Source organism: Xenorhabdus sp. KK7.4, from assembly GCF_963876465.1.
Classification (GTDB): Bacteria; Pseudomonadota; Gammaproteobacteria; order Enterobacterales; family Enterobacteriaceae; genus Xenorhabdus; species Xenorhabdus stockiae.
On sequence record NZ_CAWNQF010000074.1, the window covers coordinates 23941 to 42195 of the forward strand.

Consider the following 18255-nt stretch of genomic DNA (forward strand, 5'->3'; position numbering starts at 1 on the left):
AAATAATGTCCAAGAAATCCAAACCGTTTCGTATCTGTGTGGAAGGTGCCACCACCGACGGGCGCAAGATCCAGCGTGAGTGGCTGAGCCAGATTGCAGCCAATTATCATCCGTCCACTTACGGTGCCCGTATCAATATGGAGCACTACAACTACTCATGGAGTCCGCGCTATGGCGATGTGGAATCCGTCTACACCGAAGAAATCAAAGAGGGCGCACTCGCCGGCAAGTTGGGGCTGTACGGCATTCTGACGCCGACGGACGAATTGATTGAAATGAACCGCAAGCGCCAGAAAGTCTACACCTCAGCCGAAATCAATCTGGATTTTGCCGATTCCGGCGGCGCGTATCTGGTGGGCCTCGCGGTCACCGACAGCCCGGCCAGCCTCGGTACGGAAATGTTGCAGTTCAGCGCCAGTGCGGCCGCGAACCCGCTGAATGCCCGCAAACAACACCCTGACAATCTGTTCACCGCCGCGGAAGAGACGGTGCTGGAGTTTGTGGAAGCCATCCCTGAGAGTGACAAACCGTCGCTGTTTTCCCGCATTCAGGACTTTTTCCAGAAAAAACAGCAATCCGATGAGGCCCGTTTTACCGATATCTATCAGGCCGTCGAGCTGTGCGCCAAAGAGCAGCAGGCGACAGCGGAGACCGTCCAGACGCTGTCAAAGCAGGCCGATGAATTTGATGCATTCAGACAAAAACAGGCCGCGCTGGAAACCCAGCTGAATGACCTGAAAACCCAGTTAAGCCAGCAGGATAACCAGCCGCAGCAGCGCCCGGTGTCGCTAGGCAACACCGGCACTGCCGAACACCAGACTAACTGCTAACGGAGCACCCATGAAGAACCAGACCCGCCATCAATTTAATGCCTACCTGACCCGACTGGGGGAGATTTACGGCGTCGAAGCCAGTGCCTTCAGCGGCAAGGTGGAAGTGCAGCCGTCGGTGGCGCAAACACTGGAAGACGAGATCCAGCAAAGTGCCGACTTCCTGCAAAAAGTGAACGTCGTGCCGGTCAGTGAGCAATCCGGGCAGGCCATTGGCTTAGGCATCGGATCCACCATTGCCGGCACCACCGATACGGACGACAAAGACCGCGAAACCACTGACCCGACCCGCCTGACGACCGTTGAATACCGGTGTGAACAGACCAACTTCGATACCAGTCTGACTTACGTGAAACTGGATTTGTGGGCGAAATTCAAGGATTTTCAGCTGCGTATCCGTAACGCCATTATCCGCCGACAGGCCCTTGATCGCATCATGATTGGCTGGAACGGCATTAAGCGTGCCAAAACCTCCAACCGCACTCAATACAAAATGCTGGAAGATGTGAATGTAGGCTGGCTGCAAAAAATCCGACAGGATGCACCGACCCATGTGTTGAGCAGTATTGCCGACAGCGAAGGCAAACCGATTTCTGACGTGATCCGTGTCGGGGCCGGCGGTGATTTCCTTAACCTTGACGCGCTGGTGATGGATACGGTCAACAACGCCATTGACGCCGAATATCAGGACGACACCGAACTGATGGTGATTTGTGGCCGCGAACTGCTGGCTGACAAATACTTCCCGCTGGTCAATCAGTCCCAACCGAACAGCGAGAAAATGGCCGCTGATGTGATTATCAGCCAGAAACGGATCGGTCTGGGCACAACAATATGACACGGTGGATGCGCTGTGCTGGCGTCACTACGGCCGGACACAGGGCGTCACCGAACAGGTACTGGAAGCTAACCCCGGTCTGGCAGATTTGGGCGCTATCCTGCCGCACGGCACCGAGGTGACATTGCCGGATATTGCGCCGGCAGCGGTCACTCCCACCCTGCAATTATGGGATTAAAACATGATGAGAAGACAACATGGACAAACAACCTGATCTCTGGGCCGAGGTCTTAAACGGATTACAGCAGACGTGGCCGCAAATTTCCGGTTCGCTGTTAGCGGTACTGATTTGTTATGGACGGCTGATTTATGACGGCGTGGAGCGTAAAAACCGCTGGGTCGAACCGTTACTGTGCGGGGCGTTCTCATGGGGCATCGCCAGCGGGCTGGAAGTGTTCGGCATTCCCGGCACGGTATCACCGGCACTGGGCGGCGCTATCGGCTTTATCGGCGTTGAAAAACTGCGGGAATTTGCGATCCGCGCCATTAATAAACGACTGGGAGACAAACCGCATGAGTAGAGGTATTCGCAACCATAATCCGGGCAATATCCGCCACGGCGATAACTGGCAGGGCCTGACTGATCCTCAGACCGACAGCGCCTTTTGCCAGTTTATCGCGCCGGAATGGGGCATTCGGGCGATGCTGAAAATTCTGCGTAACTATGAGCGTAAATACGGCCTGAACAATATCCGCCAAATCATTACCCGCTGGGCACCGCCCCATGAGAACCACACGGAAAACTACATTGCCTATGTGTGTAACGCCGTCGGGGTCGCCAGCCATGCGGTGATTGATGTCGATAACGCCGTGACGATGCGCCGGCTGGTGAAAGCCATCATTCAGATGGAGAACGGCCAGCAGCCTTATTCTGAGGCCATATTTGAAAAAGCCTTTAAGTTGCTATGAATTTGAAATATCAAATTTACTCTCTCATTGGCATTGTTCTGTTAGGGGCCGTTTGCCGCTTTTACATTGATAGAAGTCTGGCGTTAGGGAAAGAAAATAAACAACTTCACCAATCCCTATCAGAACAGCTTGTCATTAATACAAAACAACAGGCGCGCATCAAACAGTTGGCTGAGCAGGATGCGCAACGTTTACAGGCACTGACCCATGCAAAGACTGAAATTGACCGGTTGCATACTGCTTCTTTGGCTCATCCTGAGCGGGTGTACATCAAAGCCCAGTGTCCCGCCATTGAAACCGTTGCCACCCCCGGCATGGCTGATGCAACCCGCGCCCGACCTACAGACACCGCTGTCCGAAATTATTGGTTACTCCGGGAACGCATTACTACCACTGAGCAAATGATCGCCGGGTTACAGGATTATATTCAGACTCAGTGTCAATAAATCCGGCGCTGTAGTATGTTAACGGCCTGTAAATAACCGTAGAGATATTAATCAGATGGAACATATCAAAAGCAAAACATTTAAAGCCGACCGGGCATGGGGTTCACAGCTTATTACCAATCTGAACGGCGTCACCGTCAAACTGCATTGGACGGATCAGCCGTACAAATGGCATATCAATGACGGGGAAGAAGTTTTCGCGGTGATGGATGGCACGGTGGAGATGCACTACAAAGAACACGGGCAGATTAAAATCGCTCGGCTGGAAACCGGCGATCTGTTTTATGCCACCGTCGGCACAGAACATGTCGCCCACCCGGTGGGTGAAGCCCGAATACTGGTGATAGAACGGGAAGGTAGTGTTTAAACAACCGCCCGGGACGATAAACGGTTGTCGTGTATTTAGGGCCTGATGCTATTCATCACGATATTGGATAAATGCCTCGGCAGGAAGTGCATTAACGGGTTGCCATTTATGCCCGGGCTGCGTGGTTTGGGGCATGCGTTTATTATCCCCCACCACAACAAAGTGCATGATCCCATTGCCATCAGGATCGACTTCCTGAAACAGACCACCGCCTCTGCCGGTATGGGCTTTTGGATCTAAGAACATAACATTATCCTTTTCATTTGATATAGGGTGACTTCACGGGAAAATCATTATATTCCCATTGATAGAACAGGTGATTAATGAATAAACCGCATTTATTACGCGCAGAACTGACCGCCAAAATCCCTTATCTGCGTGATAATCCCGAATATCTTCACCTGTTTGTGGAAGATGGCGCGGTGCTGGCCACCTTAGCGCCGTCGCTGTCGTATGAATACGAATATACCCTGAACCTGATTATTGAAGCCTATCCGGGGGATCAGAATATTTTAATGGCTGTTGTCGGCCATTGGTTGCGTGAGCACCAGCCGGATATCTTTGCCAATCCCGATAACCGCCGCAGTGGCTTTACCTTTGATGTCAATATCCTCAATGACCAGACCGCTGATATCAGTATTGATCTGAAACTCACTGAGCGAGTACTGGTCAGTACCGAGGACGGCATCAGCACCGTGACCGCTATCCCGGAGCCGGCCAACCCCTTTGCGCAGTGGTGATAAAGATGGATGATGACTTACAACCGCTGGACAGTGCTCTGACCGCCTTACTCACTCAGCTTTCCCCGGCCAGCCGTAAACAACTGGCCCGCGATATCGCTCGTGACCTGCGCAAGAGTCAGATGCAACGCATCCGTGCCCAGCGTAACCCCGATGGCAGCCGCTATAGTCAGCGCAAAGCGCAGATCCTGACGGTGCAGAAAGGCATGAAGTTTGTCTGGCGCGGGGAAACCCGCAGCCTAAAAAACTGGCAGTACCGCAAGGGCAAAAACGGCAAGGTGATCACCGGTTATGATACTGAGCGCAAAGGGCTGCGCACCTTCTACCGCAACGATATCCAGCAGATGCTGGAAAAGAAAACTGACCGCCTCCAGACGAGCAAGGGCAGCAAAAAGACCCGCATGTTTAAGAAACTGGCGACCGCCCGTTATCTGCGTCTATCAGCCAGTGATAAGGAAGCGGTGATTTTCTTCGCGCCGAAAGTGGCCAACGTTGCCCGGGTGCATCAGTTTGGCCTGAAAGAGCGCCAACGCGGCAAGCAGATTGAAGTGAAATACCCGGAGCGTCGCCTGTTAGGTCTCACCCCTCAGGATATTCAACATATCGAAGAGCAAATCCTTGCCCACCTGACCCGCTGAACTGTGTCAGAGCTGGTACAAGCCCCCCGCCGTGCAGGTGCATGGATTTAGTGCCATGTTGTGGGCATGAACACACAATACGCTCATTCCCAAACCACGGAACTGTTGCGCCGGCTGCGCAACCTGATCCGCACCGGCACCGTGACACAGGTCGATACGGCCCGTGGCCTGTGCCGGGTAGAAACCGGTCACCTTGAAACCGACTGGCTGAACTGGCTCACCACCCGCGCCGGGCGTGCCCGTACATGGTGGGCACCCAGTGTCGGGGAGCAGGTGATTCTGCTGGCTATCGGCGGTGACCTCACCACGGCGTTTGTCTTACCCGCTGTCTTTTCCGATGCATGTCCGGCACCGTCAGTGTCTTCGGATGCGGTGCATATTGTCTTTCCTGACGGGGCGGTGATGGAGTATGAACCGAACAGCAGTGCGTTAACGGTCAGCGGGATCAAAACCGCAACGGTGACGGCCTCGGTCTCCGTGCAGGTGACCGCGCCGCAAATCACCTGTACCGCCAGTGAGCAGATCACATTAGCCACCCCGGTCGTCATGTGTACAAACCACTTGACTACCGGCAGTCTGGCAATCCGTCAGGGTGGGACGATGCACGGGAATATCACCCACACTGACGGCCAGTTCAGTTCTAACGGGGTGGTGGTCGATACGCATCACCATGTTGGCGTGCGTTCCGGCGATGGCACCTCCGGTGGGCCGGTCTGATGTTGTATTTAGGCATGAATCGCCAGACCGGGGAAGCCATGACGGAGGTTGATCATCTGCGCCAGTCGGTCAGCGATATCCTGTTAACCCCCATCGGGAGCCGCTTGACCCGCCGTCAGTATGGTTCTCTGCTGTCGGAGTTAATCGACGCACCGCAGAATCCCGCGTTACGCCTGCAACTGATGGCGGCCTGTTATACCGCTATCCAGCAATGGGAGCCGCGCATTGTGCTGACCGCCATCAGTGTGACCTCCGGCCATGCCGGGCAGGCCACAGTAGAAATTAACGGTTACTTTCAGCCGTCCCGCGACCCCGTCACATTTTCCGTGCCCGTGAGGTGACCTGATGCCCACCATTGATTTAAGTCTGTTACCGCCGCCCGATGTAGTCGAACCGCTGGATTTTGAAACCCTGCTGACTGAACGCAAAGCCGCGTTAATTACCTTGTATCCGCCCGACCAGCGCGAGGCCCTTACCCGTACACTGGCACTGGAATCCGAACCGCTGACCAAACTGTTACAGGAAAATGCCTACCGGGAACTGTTGCTGCGCCAGCGCATCAATGAAGCGGCCCGCGCCGCAATGGTGGCGTTTGCCCGAGGGGCGGATTTAGACCAGTTGGGGGCCAATAACAATGTCAGCAGACTGATCTTACAGCCGGCCGATAATGCCGCCGTACCGCCCATACCTGCCGTGCTGGAAGCCGACGCTGATTTTCGCGTGCGTATCCCGCAAGCCTTTGAGGGCTTAAGTGTCGCCGGGCCGGTGGCATCGTATGAATACCATGCCCGCAGTGCTGACGGTCGTGTTGCCGATGCGTCGGTGATTAGCCCGTCACCGGCCTGCGTGACGGTCAGTATTCTCTCTCGTGACGGGAACGGCACGGCAAATAGCGAACTGATTGATATCGTCAGCCATGCCCTGAATGACGAGGATGTTCGTCCGGTGGCTGATCGCCTGACGGTGCAATCAGCCAAGATTGTCAATTATGCCATTGATGCGGTGCTGTACCTGTACCCGACGCCGGAATATGAGCCGATATTGCAGGATGCACGGGCACGACTGGCGCGCTACACCGCCGAGCAGCACCGAATTGGCCGCGACATTGTGCGCAGTGCCATCTTTGCGGCCCTGCATGTGCCCGGTGTGCAGCGGGTCGAGCTGAAACAGCCTCAGAAAGATATGATTCTGGATAAAACACAGGCCAGTTACTGTACCTCCGCCCACATCACGCTTGGGGGTTCGGATGAATAACCGTCTGTTACCGGTTGGCTCGTCCCCGCTGGAAGTGGCGGCCGCCGAAGCGCTCAGCAGTCTGGCGGATATTCCCGTGCCGGTACGGGATGTATGGCAGCCCGACCGCTGTCCGGTCAGGTTACTACCCTATCTGGCGTGGGCATGGTCAGTGGACCGCTGGGATATGGACTGGCCGGAGTCCGTCAAACGCGAGTCGATTAAGGCCGCGATGTTTGTCCATAAACACAAGGGCACCATCGGGGCCATTCGTCGGGTAGTCGAGCCGTTCGGCTATCTCATTCGTGTTATCGAGTGGTGGCAGAACCATGATGCGCCCGGCACCTTTCGCCTCGATATCGGCGTGATGGACACCGGTATCACCGAAGCGACTTACCACGAACTGGAACGCCTCATTTTTGATGCTAAACCCGCCTCGCGTCACCTGATTGGCCTGTCCATTCAGTTAGAAACCGGTGGTACCGCCTATTGTGCTGCGACCTGCTATGACGGCGATGTGCTGACCGTTTACCCCTATCTGGCAGAGAGTCTCACGGTCACCGGGGCGGATGTCGTCGGGGCTGGGATACATATTATTGATACCATGAGGATTGGAGCATGAGTAAATATTTTGCCCTGTTAACCCGATTAGGGGCAGACCGGCTGGCGAATGCCGCCGCACTGGGCACCAAAATTGAAATTACCCACATGGCCGTCGGCGATGGGGGCGGCAAACTGCCCATGCCGGATGCCAACCAGAAAAAGCTGGTCAATGAAAAACGCCGGGCGGCCATTAACGTGCTCAGTGTTGACCCGAAAAACACCCACCAGATTATTGCCGAGCAGGTGATACCCGAACATGAGGGCGGTTGGTGGATACGGGAAATCGGCCTGTTTGATAAGCACGGCGTACTGATGGCCGTCGCCAACTGCGCCGAAACTTATAAGCCGCAGTTACAGGAAGGCTCAGGCAGAACGCAGACCATCCGCATGGTGCTGATAGTCAGCCATACGAATGCCGTCACGCTGAAAATTGACCCGTCGGTGGTGCTCGCAACTCGTGAGTATGCGGATGCGGTCGTGGCGAAAACGATTAGCGACCATGAAAAAAGCCGCCGACACCCTGATGCTACCCTGAAAGAAAAAGGCTTTGTTAGCTTAAGTAATGCCACCGACAGCAATAGCGAAGCACAGGCGGCAACGCCGAAAGCGGTAAAAACAGCGTATGAATGGGCAACGACTGCAAATAATAACGCCAATAGTCGTCTCGAAAAATCCAGAGTCGTGCAAAAAACAGGGGCGGCCAGTGATCACGTTATGAGCCAACGCGCCGCAACAGAAGCCTTTGCCCGCAGAGATTTATTTACTGCGGCGGGCAATATTAGTGCCATTCTGACGCCCACTAAACACGGCAGTCTGGTTGTTGCTGACGGAAAGCACGGCCCATTTCTGTCTCTGCAAGATGAGCAAACGGGTGAGATCACGTTTTCAGTGGATAGTGCGGGTAACATTGGTCAGGGGTTAGTACTGGTTCAATCCGGTGGCACCGGCGCTAAAACCGCAGAGCAGGCCAGAACTAATCTGAACATTTATAGTCGTGATGAAATTAACCAATTATTGGGCGGTAAACAGGATACCGGCAACTTTGCCCGGGGAGATTTGTTTACGGGAGCCGGTGCCAGCAGTGCAATGAAAACCCCCGCAAAATGGCCGTGTTGGAGATTGGTGATGGTGGATGGTTATCCCTGAGAAACGGGAGTACAGGACGGGTCACGTTCTCGGTCAGTAGTCAGGGTGACGTTGATAACTGTCTGGTTCCCCTACAGGCAGGTGGAACAGGGGCAAAAACACAGGAGCAGGCCCGAACCAACCTCAATGTTTATGACAAAGCGGAGACCCGTTTAATGGCGATCCCGATCGGGGCTTCCGTTATCTGGAATGCGGATGCCCCCATACCGGATAATTTTGGTCGTAACGAAGGCGGGATTTTTTCGAAGTCAGTTTACCCGGTACTGGCGGAAATTTTTCCTGCACTGCGATTGCCTGATGACCGGGGCTATGCAATCCGCTGTGCGGATAACGGGGCGGGAAAAGATCCGGGCAGAAAAGTGGGCACCTATCAGGATGATGCCATGCGTGAGATAACGGGCAAACTGGATGCGCTGAGAACCACCCTGGCAGAAAACAAAACCACCGGTGCCCTGAAAAAAATCAATCGGGGCGGGGTAAGTGTGGGCACCGGCAGTAATACCGGACTGTGTGACATTGAGTTCCGGGCATCTAATGTGGTCCCCGTGGCCCCTGAATTCCGAATGAAAAACGTGGCCAAAATTTTAATTACGAGGATGAAATGATGCACTATACAACTGACATTAACTGGGCTGAGTTTGATGAAAATGGGTTATCCACAGTGGCCGGTTGGGCGGTGATTTACCGTGCGCATCCCGTGACCGGTGAGTATCTGGGAGCCGATATGAGTCAGATCCCCTATGCCTGTAGTGTAGCCCAGTATGCCTATCTGGATAAGCCGGTACTACCGGCAACCACAGGGAGGGCAATTGTGCGCAGCATGGATGAAACCGTCTGGCAGCATGTGATTGATTATCGTGGAAAAAAGGTTTACGACACAGCAACCCGACAAGAAATGGCGATTGATTACCTCGGTGAACTCAGGCCGGAACACACAGAACAGGCACCGGATACCCCGTTTGATAATTGGGATGGTCAACAATGGGTCACGGATACGGTGGCCCAACATCAGCACGCGTTACAGCAGGCAGAAAGCCACCGGCAGGTTTTATTGCATGAGGCAGAAGAACAGATAAGGCAGCTTGAACGACGAAAGCGTCTTGGCATGGCCACTGAGCGGGAAGTCACCTTATTACAGGCATGGGAAATTTACAGCGTCAGGCTCTCCGACGTAGACTGTTCCATCGCACCGGATATCCACTGGCCTGAACAACCGAAATAATGACAGGGGCATGATGCCCCTGAATGTTATTGGGGTTGTTTAGGCCAGTCAATGTTAGGGGCAGTAGACAGATCCACTTCCAGCACTTTGACCGTATACATATCCCATTGCAATTGTTTCAATCGCAGTTGCTGTTCCAGTTCTTCCCGCAGTTTGTCGATCTCGCCGCGGGCTTCATATACTAACCATTCCTGTTTGCGTTTGGCCGCTTCAATGGCGCTGTTATCCTGAATGGGGGTGTTGTCTGATTCGCTCATGCTTGTTCTCTCTGATGATAATAGGTGGTGATGTGATACTGTTTCAACAGCCCGAATAGCGTAGCGAGGAACTTCGTTTATGTGAATTGATGCACATTGTCTTGAAAAACAGACAAAGCGACTGAAGAGTCAACCTTGCCCACCGGCGTTGTATCAGCCCCCACACAGTCCCTATTACCTGCATTTTATTGTCACACCGACCACCATAGCACTATCCCTTTTACCGGAGCAGATGGCTATGGCCCAGGACTATCACCACGGCGTGCGCGTGCAGGAAATCAACGAAGGCACCCGCACCATTACCACCGTCAGTACCGCGATTATCGGCTTGGTTGCCACCGCCGACGATGCTGACCCCAACACCTTTCCCTTAAACACCCCGGTCTTGCTGACCGATGTACTGACCGCCAGCGGCAAGGCGGGGGAAACCGGCACGCTGGCCCATGCGTTGCGGGCGATTGCCGAGCAGGCGAAACCCGTCACCGTCGTCGTGCGCGTGGCACAGGGCAAAACCGAAGCCGAGACCACCACGAATATCATTGGTGGTGTCACTGCTGAGGGCAAAAAAACCGGCATGCAGGCCCTGTTGGCCGCGCAAAGCCAGCTCGGGGTGAAACCGCGCATTCTGGCCGTACCCGGTCACGATAAAGAAAGACAGGATCTGCGCGAGGTGGCGAAAATCATGACTTGCCCGTCTAAACCCTCATTGAAGAAAGAACAAGACAGCGGTATTTAGTTTGTTATAATCGCGCCATCGCCTAATACAGCTGGCGCTTTCCTGATTTTGAGGTACTCATATTATGATGAGATGCCCCCTTTGCGGCCATGTGGCCCACACACGCAGCAGTTTTGAACACACCACCGAAACCAAAGAACGCTATAACCAGTGCCAGAATATCAATTGCGGTGCCACGTTCGTAAGCCATGAAACCTTTGTCCGCTGGGTGACTAAGCCAACGTTAGTTGAGTTTGCCCCGCCACATCCTGAAAAGGGGCAGCAAACGGTCATGTGCTTTGATGGCCCTTAAAATCATTAGCCCCTTATTATTGAGGGGCTTTTTGCATTACCCTTCCGTTTATTCAAGTCGTTGCCCCGAAATTTACTCAATCAACAAGATTGTTCTTTTTTAAAACAACATTGTTGTTTTAGTCGGCTATGCTAATATGACAACACAAATGACAACATACTTTGAAATGATAGCGAACTAAGGGGGAATGAATGGAGACGATTCATTTTCGTATTGATGAAGAAACCAAACGCTTAGCCATGCAAGCGGCCAAACGTCAGCAAACAGACTTAACAAAGCTAATGAGACAAAAAGCCGAAGAATTGGCAAATGAAGAACGTGAATATCAAAAAAATACCCATGCTCACTGGTTAGAAGCGGAAATTGAAAAAGCGATTGACCAATGTGAAAACGGGTCAGCTCACTTTATTGATGAGGCTGAAAGCCAGCGCCGGATGGCTCTACTGCGTACTAAGCTGAGCAGGGGATAAAGTGATCACTATTTTATGGGAAGAAAGCGCACAAACTGACCGAGAGCAAATTTATCTCTACTTCTTTGAGCAGGCTGGGCTGTTATTAGCTGATGAGGTAGATGCAAAATTCGTGGAAATGGCTGAACTTCTGAAAGTGACCCCATATGCAGGCATAAAGGCACGTAACAGCCCGGATGAACGTTATAGAAAACTCGTTATTCCTCATTTTCCCTTCATCATGCTCTACCGTTACGATGAGGATAGGGAAACGATAAAGGTTCTCAGAATATTGCATACCGCCAGAAGAATAGCCGGGCTTTTCTGAGGAAAGCGTGTGGCATTTCATCTGTGATTCAGAAGGTCAAAAAGGAAACGTGACGTGGATTATATGAAGCCCCTCAAAATATGAGGGGCTTTTGCTAAAGATTTCAGTCATAAAGTGGATGAAATGTGGATGCTTCATTATAAAATCCATTTATAATCAAAGCATTGCATCATGAAAAACCCCCGACTGAGCGGGGGCTTAATACTAAAAAGAAAATTTATTCCTGAGCACTGAGTGTATTACGAATACGTGCCTTATAATTCTCAATCATTTGCGGTGTTAATATCTTACGCTCGGCATCTAACACAACTCCTCCTACATCAGAAGCAATACGCTGTGCTGCCTGCAACATCAGTTTAAAATTCTGATTAGAATCACCATATGAAGGAACGAGCATAAACATGGAGATCCCCGGAGTGCTGAAATCAGTCATGCGTTCTGGATCAAATGACCCCGGCTTAACCATATTAGCCAGACTGAACAGTACTGCACCACTACCCGATGGGTTAAGGTGACGGTGGAAAATATTCATATCCCCAAAACGGAAACCGGACTGTAAAATGCTCTGAAGCAACACTTCGCCATTCAGCTCCTGACCATGATGGGCCGCGACATGCAGTACCAACACAGTCTCTTTTTTAGCTTGCTCAGCTTCAGTTTTCGTGGCATTTTCCAACTCAGACTGCTCGCTGACAGCCTCCGCTTCCTTACCTTCCGCACCATTTTGCTCAGCAGATTCAAACAGGCCAAGCTGCGATTCTTTCTGGCTTTCATTAATGGCATTCTCTTTTGCCACTGGTGCTTCAGATTGTTGTTTTGAGAGTAAAGGATCGATTCCATTATCCGATGTTACTTCTGACAAATCAGGTGCATTACGCTCAATAACCGGCTCTTCACGATGTTCACGGCGAGATTTCGCTGGTTCCTGAACAGGTGAATTAGACGAATTATTAAACAGCTCATCGCCATCATTATCCTCTGACTCTTTCTCACGCTCCTGTTTACGACGTTTCACTGGGCGATCACGAAAGAGTGACGAACGCTCTTTACGGCTGGTCCACAACCCATGTAATAGCAAAGCTATTATGGCTATCGCACCAACAACGATTAATATCAGACGCAAATCCTGCATCATTGCTATCTCTGTTGTTTAAATTAATTGCCACCACGGCTGAATATTCTTTAGATAAGAGTATTTGTCAAATAGCACAAGTGCAAGCCTCTGCGTACTTTTCTTATCATAAAGAGAGATATCCCCTGTTTTTTCGAGTGTTTTTTACACATTAAACCACTGGTCAGTGGAAAATACTGCCTATATCATACCGTCTCAATCACTCAGGAGAGAATAAGAAAATATGACGAATTCGACAAAATTGCCAAAACATCTAGGCGGTTTTCATTATATTGTACAAGGTTGGCATCTGGTAACCCGCCCGGGCATCAAAAGATTCGTTTTATTGCCTTTACTGGCTAATATTTTATTGATCGGTGGTGCTTTCTGGTGGCTATATCAGAAAATGGATGGTTGGATACAATGGGCGCTAGATAAAGTACCGGACTGGATGCAATGGCTCAACTATTTAATATGGCCGCTGGCTATTATTTCTGTTTTGCTTATTTTTACCTATTTTTTCAGCACACTGGCAAATTTTATTGCTTCGCCCTTTAACGGATTATTAGCAGAGAAACTGGAAGCGCAATTAACCGGCATTCCAGCACCCGATACAGGCATTTTTGATTTACTGAAAGATGTTCCCCGTATTCTGAAACGTGAGATAGTCAAAATCCTCTACTACCTCCCTCGCGCTATCGCTCTATTATTATTGTATTTTATTCCGGGTGTTGGGCAAACTGTAGCCCCCGTTCTCTGGTTTATTTTCAGTGCCTGGATGCTGGCTATCCAATATTGCGATTACCCTTTTGATAACCACAAGGTCAGTTTTATAGGTATGCGTAATACCCTGCGACAGGACAAAATTGACAACCTACAATTTGGAGCGGCAGTAAGTATATTAACGATGATCCCAGTCATCAATTTGTTCATTATGCCTGTTGCAGTTTGTGGTGCTACAGCTATGTGGGTTGATCGTTACCGTGCTCAGCATGCTCTAAGAAATCGTTAAATATTCTTTTATATAATAAGAATAGACTGAAACTTTATTTCCATTCATAAGCTGTTCGCGTATGGTTAATTAATCACAACTCATGAGCATCTTAAGGGCAATCGGACAATGAGCAAAATTTATGAAGATAATTCGTTGACCATCGGTCACACTCCACTGGTACGCCTGAAAAATTTCGGAAATGGTCGTATTCTGGCCAAAATAGAGTCCCGTAATCCGAGTTTCAGTGTGAAATGCCGTATCGGTGCCAACATGATTTGGGATGCAGAAAAACGTGGCATTTTGACAAAGGATAAAGAGCTTATCGAACCGACCAGTGGTAATACGGGTATTGCTCTTGCTTATGTCGCTGCGGCTCGTGGCTATAAACTGACACTAACAATGCCGGAAACCATGAGCTTAGAACGCCGTAAGCTGCTAAAAGCGTTGGGAGCAAAATTAGTGCTGACCGAAGGCGCGAAGGGCATGAAAGGTGCTATTGATAAAGCGAATGAAATCCGTGACAGTGCGCCTGAACGATATGTTTTGCTACAGCAATTCAGTAACCCGGCAAACCCTGAAATCCACGAAAAAACGACAGGGCCAGAAATTTGGGAAGATACCGATGGGAATGTTGATGTCTTTGTCGCTGGGGTAGGTACAGGAGGCACTATTACCGGTGTTGCCCGCTATCTGAAAAATACACAAGGTAAGCAAGTAAAAATTGTTGCCGTCGAGCCTGAAGATTCCCCCGTAATCAGCCAAAAACTGGCAGGTGAGGAACTAAAACCTGGCCCACACAAAATTCAGGGAATTGGTGCAGGTTTCATCCCTGATAACCTGGATTTAACATTAGTTGACCGTGTATTTAAAATCAGTAACGAAGAAGCCATTAAAACAGCCAGAGAAGTCACTGAAAAAGAAGGCATTCTTTCTGGCATTTCTTCAGGTGCTGCGGTTGCTGCGGCCATTAAACTCTCACAGGAAGACGAGTACAAGGATAAGAATATTGTTGTCATTCTGCCTTCTTCTGCTGAACGTTACCTGAGCACTGCACTGTTTGCCGATTTAGCCAACGATTAAATCTTCACCTCATTCCTTTTTTAACTTTATTGACAAAAAAGCACCTCAAGGGTGCTTTTTTGTGCATCAGATCAAAGTTTAAAACTTTCTTAGATGATTTATTCAGACAGCTTTAGTATTTAACCAGTAATTATTTTGATGCACGAAATTAATCGTAAGACTGCCATAAAGAATCTTGTTTGGTTCAACTCATATTGGGTTAGTGTGTATTAACATCCAGTCAACAATAGAGTGGCATCAAATATGTTAATTTTTTGATAATGATTTAATGCATTTTATACCTATGGATTTCGTGCTGTATCAAGGCTGCAAATGCATAAAGCCGCTAAAAAATGACCTGAAAGACTAAAGGCATTTATCATTATTAATTTAACGGTTGTACAAGTCAGGATTAATCCAGCTAAACTAGTTTTAGTATTCTCTTGGCTTACCAACGAAAATTTAAGTTATTGAGGAAATACTATGTTCCAGCAAGAAGTTACTATTACTGCACCAAATGGCCTTCACACTCGCCCTGCTGCACAGTTTGTTAAAGAAGCGAAGGGTTTTTCTTCCGATATTACTCTTACTTCTGGCGGCAAATCAGCCAGTGCGAAAAGTCTGTTTAAATTGCAAACGCTGGGACTGACTCAAGGAACTGTTGTTACAATCTCTGCTGAAGGTGAAGATGAACAACAAGCAGTTGAACATTTAGTGAAACTGATGGGTGAACTGGAATAATCACTCACTCATACTCAATGGATTTCAAGTGGCATCATGATGGCAAGGGAGCTAACCTTTGGGGTACAGAGCACCGTATTCTTATAAAAACGGTGTCTATAGTAAGTACAGCCCAAAAAGAGCCAACTAGAAAGACAACGAGTATATAAAGCCAGTCTATTTCATCCAGTACCATCCCCGGAGTACAAAATCTGGGGATATTTAGAGCCTGCCTCTGAAGGCGCAATGAAATATAATCACCCGCAGTTAAGGTCATATAGTATGATTTCAGGCATCTTAGTATCACCAGGTATTGCTTTCGGTAAGGCATTATTGCTGAAAGAAGACCCCATCATAATCAATCATAAAAAAATCACTCCTGAACAGGTCGAACAAGAGATCTCCCGCTTTAAACAAGGCCGGGATAAAGCCTCTGCTCAGTTAGAAGTCATCAAAAATACAGCCGAAAAAAATCTGGGCGCAGAAAAAGCCGAAATCTTCGAAGGCCACATCATGTTGCTGGAAGATGAGGAGCTGGAACAGGAAATTATTACGCTGATAAAGAAAAATCTGGCTACAGCAGATGCCGCCGTCCACTCTGTTATCGAAGATCAGGCCAAAGCACTGGAAGAGCTGGATGATGAGTATTTAAAAGAGCGTGCAGCTGATGTTCGTGATATTGGTAAACGCCTGCTGAAAAATATTCTGGGTATGCCGATTATTGACTTAGGCTCCATTGCAGAAGAAGTTATTCTGGTCGCAAATGACCTGACACCTTCAGAAACCGCACAGCTCAATCTGGATAAAGTGCTGGGGTTCATTACAGATTTAGGTGGCCGGACATCTCACACTTCAATTATGGCGCGTTCTCTGGAACTGCCTGCGATTGTCGGGACAACCAACGCAACAACTCAGATTAAAAATGGCAGCTACCTTATTCTGGATGCTGTTAATAATCATATCTATATAGATCCATCTGACACTGAAATTGAACAACTCAAAAAAATCAAAAACGAATATCTGTCAGAAAAAACCGAATTAGCAAAACTGAAGGATTTACCAGCCATTACGCTGGATGGTCATCAGGTAGAAGTTTGCGCCAATATCGGCACAGTGCGTGATATTGCAGGCGCAGAACGCAATGGGGCAGAAGGCGTTGGCTTGTACCGTACCGAATTCCTGTTTATGGATCGCGATTCTCTGCCAACTGAAGAAGAACAGTTTGAAGCCTATAAGGCTGTTGCCGAATCTGTTGGTAATCAGGCTGTCATTATCCGTACTATGGATATCGGCGGTGATAAAGAACTGCCTTATATGAATCTGCCCAAAGAAGAGAACCCGTTCCTTGGCTGGCGTGCAATCCGTATTTGCCTGGATCGCAAAGAAATATTACATTCTCAGTTACGTGCTATTCTGCGAGCTTCTGCATTTGGTAAACTCCGAATCATGTTCCCAATGATCATTTCTGTTGAAGAAATTCGGGAACTGAAAACAGAGCTGTTGATGCTTAAAGATCAGCTACGTAATGAAAATAAGGCGTTCGATGAATCGATTGAAGTCGGTATCATGGTAGAAACGCCTGCTGCTGCAACCATTGCTAAACATCTTGCAAAAGAAGTTGACTTTTTTAGTATTGGGACAAACGATCTAACTCAGTATACTCTTGCGGTAGACCGTGGTAATGAGCTGATTTCTCATCTCTATAATCCAATGTCGCCAGCAGTGTTGAACCTGATCAAACAGGTGATTGACGCCTCACACGCAGAGGGTAAATGGACGGGCATGTGCGGTGAGCTGGCTGGAGATGAGCGTGCTACACTATTGCTTCTGGGCATGGGGCTGGATGAATTCAGTATGAGCGCAATATCCATTCCAGGCATCAAGAAAATCATTCGTAATGCGAATTACGGTGATGCAAAAGCGCTAGCAGAACAAGCTTTAACTCAGCCAACTGCACAGGAGTTGATGGAATTGGTTGATACTTTTATCAGAGAAAAAACGCTCTGCTAAGTCAATTGACCAAGACAGCACCTTAGCCAGTACACGGTCCCATTAAAACAATTAGGAGAAGATTTATGGGTCTGCTTGATAAACTGAAATCATTAGTTTCAGATGATAAAAAGAACAGCGGCAGTATTGAAATTATCGCCCCATTATCAGGTGAGATAGTTAATATCGAAGATGTTCCGGATGTTGTTTTTGCGGAAAAAATTGTAGGTGATGGTATCGCTATCAAGCCTACAGGTAATAAGATTGTCTCCCCTGTTGATGGCACCATTGGTAAAATCTTCGAAACTAATCACGCTTTTTCCATCGAATCTGATAACGGGATAGAGCTTTTCGTTCACTTCGGTATTGATACCGTTGAACTGAAAGGTGAAGGCTTTAAACGGATTGCCGAAGAGGGCCAGCGGGTACAGAAAGGTGATTTGGTTTTAGAGTTTGATTTAGCGTTTCTGGAAGAAAGAGCCAAGTCAACCTTAACTCCTGTTGTTATCTCTAACATGGATGAAATCAAAGAATTATCTAAAGTCAGTGGATCAGTGGTCGTTGGTGAATCTGTTATCATGCGAATTAAGAAGTAGCTGAATACATCACTGGTAAGCTGTTGTGGGTCGCC

General features: G+C 49.2%; 26 protein-coding genes and 2 pseudogenes. 25 read left to right on the forward strand and 3 right to left on the reverse strand.

What is annotated here, in order from left to right; all coding sequences use genetic code 11:
• Nucleotides 1-5: 5 nt before the first annotated feature.
• From AACS90_RS11865 to AACS90_RS11895, 7 genes and pseudogenes are all read left to right on the forward strand, one after another.
• Nucleotides 6-830, forward strand: a complete 825-nt coding sequence (locus AACS90_RS11865) for a GPO family capsid scaffolding protein (protein ID WP_099122858.1) — start codon at nucleotides 6-8, stop codon at nucleotides 828-830.
• Nucleotides 831-840: 10 nt separating this feature from the next.
• Nucleotides 841-1650 (forward strand): annotated as a pseudogene (locus tag AACS90_RS11870) (phage major capsid protein, P2 family); the annotation flags it as partial.
• A 22-nt stretch (nucleotides 1651-1672) separates the two neighbouring features.
• Nucleotides 1673-1846 carry a tail protein X gene (locus AACS90_RS11875; RefSeq protein ID WP_099122859.1) on the forward strand — a complete coding sequence of 58 codons (174 nt, stop codon included), beginning with the start codon at nucleotides 1673-1675 and terminating at the stop codon, nucleotides 1844-1846.
• 19 nt (nucleotides 1847-1865) lie between these two features.
• Nucleotides 1866-2189, forward strand: coding sequence for a phage holin, lambda family (locus tag AACS90_RS11880; RefSeq protein WP_099122860.1), 324 nt, complete (start codon nucleotides 1866-1868; stop codon nucleotides 2187-2189).
• Nucleotides 2182-2577 (forward strand): structural protein, encoded by a 396-nt coding sequence (locus tag AACS90_RS11885; protein ID WP_099122861.1) that lies wholly within the window; start codon nucleotides 2182-2184, stop codon nucleotides 2575-2577. The genes AACS90_RS11880 and AACS90_RS11885 overlap by 8 nt, the downstream gene beginning before the upstream one ends.
• Nucleotides 2574-3023: a lysis system i-spanin subunit Rz gene (locus AACS90_RS11890; RefSeq protein WP_099122862.1), complete on the forward strand. Its 450-nt coding sequence runs from the start codon at nucleotides 2574-2576 to the stop codon at nucleotides 3021-3023. The genes AACS90_RS11885 and AACS90_RS11890 overlap by 4 nt, the downstream gene beginning before the upstream one ends.
• 55 nt (nucleotides 3024-3078) lie before the next feature.
• Nucleotides 3079-3390 (forward strand): cupin, encoded by a 312-nt coding sequence (locus AACS90_RS11895; RefSeq protein ID WP_099122863.1) that lies wholly within the window; start codon nucleotides 3079-3081, stop codon nucleotides 3388-3390.
• Nucleotides 3391-3438: 48 nt separating this feature from the next.
• On the opposite strand, the gene AACS90_RS11900 is transcribed toward AACS90_RS11895, so the two are convergent.
• Nucleotides 3439-3636: a hypothetical protein gene (locus AACS90_RS11900; RefSeq protein WP_099122864.1), complete on the reverse strand. Its 198-nt coding sequence runs from the start codon at nucleotides 3634-3636 to the stop codon at nucleotides 3439-3441.
• Between the two features lie 77 nt (nucleotides 3637-3713).
• Here AACS90_RS11900 and AACS90_RS11905 point away from each other — a divergent pair, with 77 nt between their 5' ends.
• From AACS90_RS11905 to AACS90_RS11945, 9 genes are all read left to right on the forward strand, one after another.
• On the forward strand, nucleotides 3714-4130 hold the full coding sequence (locus tag AACS90_RS11905; protein WP_099122865.1) for a phage tail protein: 417 nt from the start codon (nucleotides 3714-3716) through the stop codon (nucleotides 4128-4130).
• A gap of 5 nt (nucleotides 4131-4135) precedes the next feature.
• Nucleotides 4136-4768 (forward strand): phage virion morphogenesis protein, encoded by a 633-nt coding sequence (locus AACS90_RS11910; RefSeq protein WP_099122866.1) that lies wholly within the window; start codon nucleotides 4136-4138, stop codon nucleotides 4766-4768.
• A gap of 66 nt (nucleotides 4769-4834) precedes the next feature.
• Entirely contained in the window at nucleotides 4835-5485 is a 651-nt protein-coding gene (locus tag AACS90_RS11915; RefSeq protein ID WP_099122867.1) for a phage baseplate assembly protein V, read from the forward strand.
• Nucleotides 5485-5826 carry a GPW/gp25 family protein gene (locus tag AACS90_RS11920; protein ID WP_099122868.1) on the forward strand — a complete coding sequence of 114 codons (342 nt, stop codon included), beginning with the start codon at nucleotides 5485-5487 and terminating at the stop codon, nucleotides 5824-5826. The genes AACS90_RS11915 and AACS90_RS11920 overlap by 1 nt, the downstream gene beginning before the upstream one ends.
• Before the next feature lie 4 nt (nucleotides 5827-5830).
• Nucleotides 5831-6739: a baseplate assembly protein gene (locus tag AACS90_RS11925; RefSeq protein ID WP_099122869.1), complete on the forward strand. Its 909-nt coding sequence runs from the start codon at nucleotides 5831-5833 to the stop codon at nucleotides 6737-6739.
• On the forward strand, nucleotides 6732-7340 hold the full coding sequence (locus AACS90_RS11930; protein ID WP_099122870.1) for a phage tail protein I: 609 nt from the start codon (nucleotides 6732-6734) through the stop codon (nucleotides 7338-7340). Before AACS90_RS11925 ends, AACS90_RS11930 begins: the two co-directional genes overlap by 8 nt.
• On the forward strand, nucleotides 7337-8467 hold the full coding sequence (locus AACS90_RS11935) for a phage tail protein (protein WP_099122871.1): 1131 nt from the start codon (nucleotides 7337-7339) through the stop codon (nucleotides 8465-8467). The genes AACS90_RS11930 and AACS90_RS11935 overlap by 4 nt, the downstream gene beginning before the upstream one ends.
• Nucleotides 8425-9072, forward strand: a complete 648-nt coding sequence (locus tag AACS90_RS11940) for a hypothetical protein (RefSeq protein ID WP_099122872.1) — start codon at nucleotides 8425-8427, stop codon at nucleotides 9070-9072. Before AACS90_RS11935 ends, AACS90_RS11940 begins: the two co-directional genes overlap by 43 nt.
• Nucleotides 9069-9689, forward strand: a complete 621-nt coding sequence (locus AACS90_RS11945; RefSeq protein ID WP_193757252.1) for a tail fiber assembly protein — start codon at nucleotides 9069-9071, stop codon at nucleotides 9687-9689. Before AACS90_RS11940 ends, AACS90_RS11945 begins: the two co-directional genes overlap by 4 nt.
• A 26-nt stretch (nucleotides 9690-9715) precedes the next feature.
• Here AACS90_RS11945 and AACS90_RS11950 read toward each other — a convergent pair whose 3' ends face one another.
• Complete coding sequence (locus AACS90_RS11950) at nucleotides 9716-9946, reverse strand: tail fiber assembly protein (protein WP_099122874.1); 231 nt, start codon at nucleotides 9944-9946, stop codon at nucleotides 9716-9718.
• A 238-nt stretch (nucleotides 9947-10184) separates the two neighbouring features.
• Between AACS90_RS11950 and AACS90_RS11955 the strand changes: the two are divergent.
• The 4 genes and pseudogenes from AACS90_RS11955 to AACS90_RS11970 all read left to right on the forward strand — a co-directional run.
• Nucleotides 10185-10598, forward strand: a pseudogene (locus AACS90_RS11955) (phage tail protein); the annotation flags it as partial.
• Between the two features lie 148 nt (nucleotides 10599-10746).
• A complete protein-coding gene (locus AACS90_RS11960; protein WP_099122875.1) occupies nucleotides 10747-10974 on the forward strand; it encodes an ogr/Delta-like zinc finger family protein in 228 nt (75 codons plus the stop codon).
• A gap of 191 nt (nucleotides 10975-11165) precedes the next feature.
• Nucleotides 11166-11444: a damage-inducible protein J gene (locus AACS90_RS11965; RefSeq protein WP_099122876.1), complete on the forward strand. Its 279-nt coding sequence runs from the start codon at nucleotides 11166-11168 to the stop codon at nucleotides 11442-11444.
• Nucleotide 11445: 1 nt separating this feature from the next.
• Entirely contained in the window at nucleotides 11446-11751 is a 306-nt protein-coding gene (locus AACS90_RS11970; RefSeq protein ID WP_099122877.1) for a type II toxin-antitoxin system RelE/ParE family toxin, read from the forward strand.
• A gap of 217 nt (nucleotides 11752-11968) precedes the next feature.
• On the opposite strand, the gene zipA is transcribed toward AACS90_RS11970, so the two are convergent.
• A complete protein-coding gene (zipA, locus tag AACS90_RS11975) occupies nucleotides 11969-12886 on the reverse strand; it encodes a cell division protein ZipA (protein WP_099122878.1) in 918 nt (305 codons plus the stop codon).
• 220 nt (nucleotides 12887-13106) lie between these two features.
• Here zipA and cysZ point away from each other — a divergent pair, with 220 nt between their 5' ends.
• The 5 genes from cysZ (at nucleotide 13107) to crr (ending at nucleotide 18220) form a co-directional block, all read left to right on the forward strand.
• Nucleotides 13107-13874 (forward strand): sulfate transporter CysZ, encoded by a 768-nt coding sequence (cysZ, locus tag AACS90_RS11980; protein ID WP_099122879.1) that lies wholly within the window; start codon nucleotides 13107-13109, stop codon nucleotides 13872-13874.
• Nucleotides 13875-13982: 108 nt separating this feature from the next.
• Nucleotides 13983-14936: a cysteine synthase A gene (gene cysK, locus AACS90_RS11985; protein WP_099122880.1), complete on the forward strand. Its 954-nt coding sequence runs from the start codon at nucleotides 13983-13985 to the stop codon at nucleotides 14934-14936.
• 462 nt (nucleotides 14937-15398) lie between these two features.
• Entirely contained in the window at nucleotides 15399-15656 is a 258-nt protein-coding gene (gene ptsH / locus AACS90_RS11990; RefSeq protein WP_038262654.1) for a phosphocarrier protein Hpr, read from the forward strand.
• A gap of 261 nt (nucleotides 15657-15917) precedes the next feature.
• Complete coding sequence (gene ptsI, locus AACS90_RS11995) at nucleotides 15918-17645, forward strand: phosphoenolpyruvate-protein phosphotransferase PtsI (RefSeq protein WP_099122881.1); 1728 nt, start codon at nucleotides 15918-15920, stop codon at nucleotides 17643-17645.
• A gap of 65 nt (nucleotides 17646-17710) precedes the next feature.
• A complete protein-coding gene (gene crr / locus AACS90_RS12000) occupies nucleotides 17711-18220 on the forward strand; it encodes a PTS glucose transporter subunit IIA (protein ID WP_099110538.1) in 510 nt (169 codons plus the stop codon).
• Nucleotides 18221-18255 lie beyond the last annotated feature (35 nt).

What these genes read in the sequence shown, in the direction of transcription:
- AACS90_RS11905 (WP_099122865.1), top strand. Translation starts at nt 3,714, where the DNA reads ATGAATAAACCGCATTTATTACGCGCAGAACTGACCGCCAAAATCCCT.
- AACS90_RS11865 (WP_099122858.1), top strand. Translation starts at nt 6, where the DNA reads ATGTCCAAGAAATCCAAACCGTTTCGTATCTGTGTGGAAGGTGCCACC.
- ptsI (WP_099122881.1), top strand. Translation starts at nt 15,918, where the DNA reads ATGATTTCAGGCATCTTAGTATCACCAGGTATTGCTTTCGGTAAGGCA.
- AACS90_RS11935 (WP_099122871.1), top strand. Translation starts at nt 7,337, where the DNA reads ATGAGTAAATATTTTGCCCTGTTAACCCGATTAGGGGCAGACCGGCTG.
- AACS90_RS11950 (WP_099122874.1), bottom strand. Translation starts at nt 9,946, where the DNA reads ATGAGCGAATCAGACAACACCCCCATTCAGGATAACAGCGCCATTGAA.
- ptsH (WP_038262654.1), top strand. Translation starts at nt 15,399, where the DNA reads ATGTTCCAGCAAGAAGTTACTATTACTGCACCAAATGGCCTTCACACT.
- AACS90_RS11965 (WP_099122876.1), top strand. Translation starts at nt 11,166, where the DNA reads ATGGAGACGATTCATTTTCGTATTGATGAAGAAACCAAACGCTTAGCC.
- crr (WP_099110538.1), top strand. Translation starts at nt 17,711, where the DNA reads ATGGGTCTGCTTGATAAACTGAAATCATTAGTTTCAGATGATAAAAAG.
- AACS90_RS11895 (WP_099122863.1), top strand. Translation starts at nt 3,079, where the DNA reads ATGGAACATATCAAAAGCAAAACATTTAAAGCCGACCGGGCATGGGGT.
- AACS90_RS11885 (WP_099122861.1), top strand. Translation starts at nt 2,182, where the DNA reads ATGAGTAGAGGTATTCGCAACCATAATCCGGGCAATATCCGCCACGGC.
- AACS90_RS11960 (WP_099122875.1), top strand. Translation starts at nt 10,747, where the DNA reads ATGATGAGATGCCCCCTTTGCGGCCATGTGGCCCACACACGCAGCAGT.
- cysK (WP_099122880.1), top strand. Translation starts at nt 13,983, where the DNA reads ATGAGCAAAATTTATGAAGATAATTCGTTGACCATCGGTCACACTCCA.
- AACS90_RS11930 (WP_099122870.1), top strand. Translation starts at nt 6,732, where the DNA reads ATGAATAACCGTCTGTTACCGGTTGGCTCGTCCCCGCTGGAAGTGGCG.
- AACS90_RS11915 (WP_099122867.1), top strand. Translation starts at nt 4,835, where the DNA reads ATGAACACACAATACGCTCATTCCCAAACCACGGAACTGTTGCGCCGG.
- zipA (WP_099122878.1), bottom strand. Translation starts at nt 12,886, where the DNA reads ATGATGCAGGATTTGCGTCTGATATTAATCGTTGTTGGTGCGATAGCC.
- AACS90_RS11920 (WP_099122868.1), top strand. Translation starts at nt 5,485, where the DNA reads ATGTTGTATTTAGGCATGAATCGCCAGACCGGGGAAGCCATGACGGAG.
- AACS90_RS11945 (WP_193757252.1), top strand. Translation starts at nt 9,069, where the DNA reads ATGATGCACTATACAACTGACATTAACTGGGCTGAGTTTGATGAAAAT.
- AACS90_RS11940 (WP_099122872.1), top strand. Translation starts at nt 8,425, where the DNA reads ATGGCCGTGTTGGAGATTGGTGATGGTGGATGGTTATCCCTGAGAAAC.
- AACS90_RS11900 (WP_099122864.1), bottom strand. Translation starts at nt 3,636, where the DNA reads ATGTTCTTAGATCCAAAAGCCCATACCGGCAGAGGCGGTGGTCTGTTT.
- AACS90_RS11880 (WP_099122860.1), top strand. Translation starts at nt 1,866, where the DNA reads ATGGACAAACAACCTGATCTCTGGGCCGAGGTCTTAAACGGATTACAG.
- cysZ (WP_099122879.1), top strand. Translation starts at nt 13,107, where the DNA reads ATGACGAATTCGACAAAATTGCCAAAACATCTAGGCGGTTTTCATTAT.
- AACS90_RS11890 (WP_099122862.1), top strand. Translation starts at nt 2,574, where the DNA reads ATGAATTTGAAATATCAAATTTACTCTCTCATTGGCATTGTTCTGTTA.
- AACS90_RS11925 (WP_099122869.1), top strand. Translation starts at nt 5,831, where the DNA reads ATGCCCACCATTGATTTAAGTCTGTTACCGCCGCCCGATGTAGTCGAA.
- AACS90_RS11910 (WP_099122866.1), top strand. Translation starts at nt 4,136, where the DNA reads ATGGATGATGACTTACAACCGCTGGACAGTGCTCTGACCGCCTTACTC.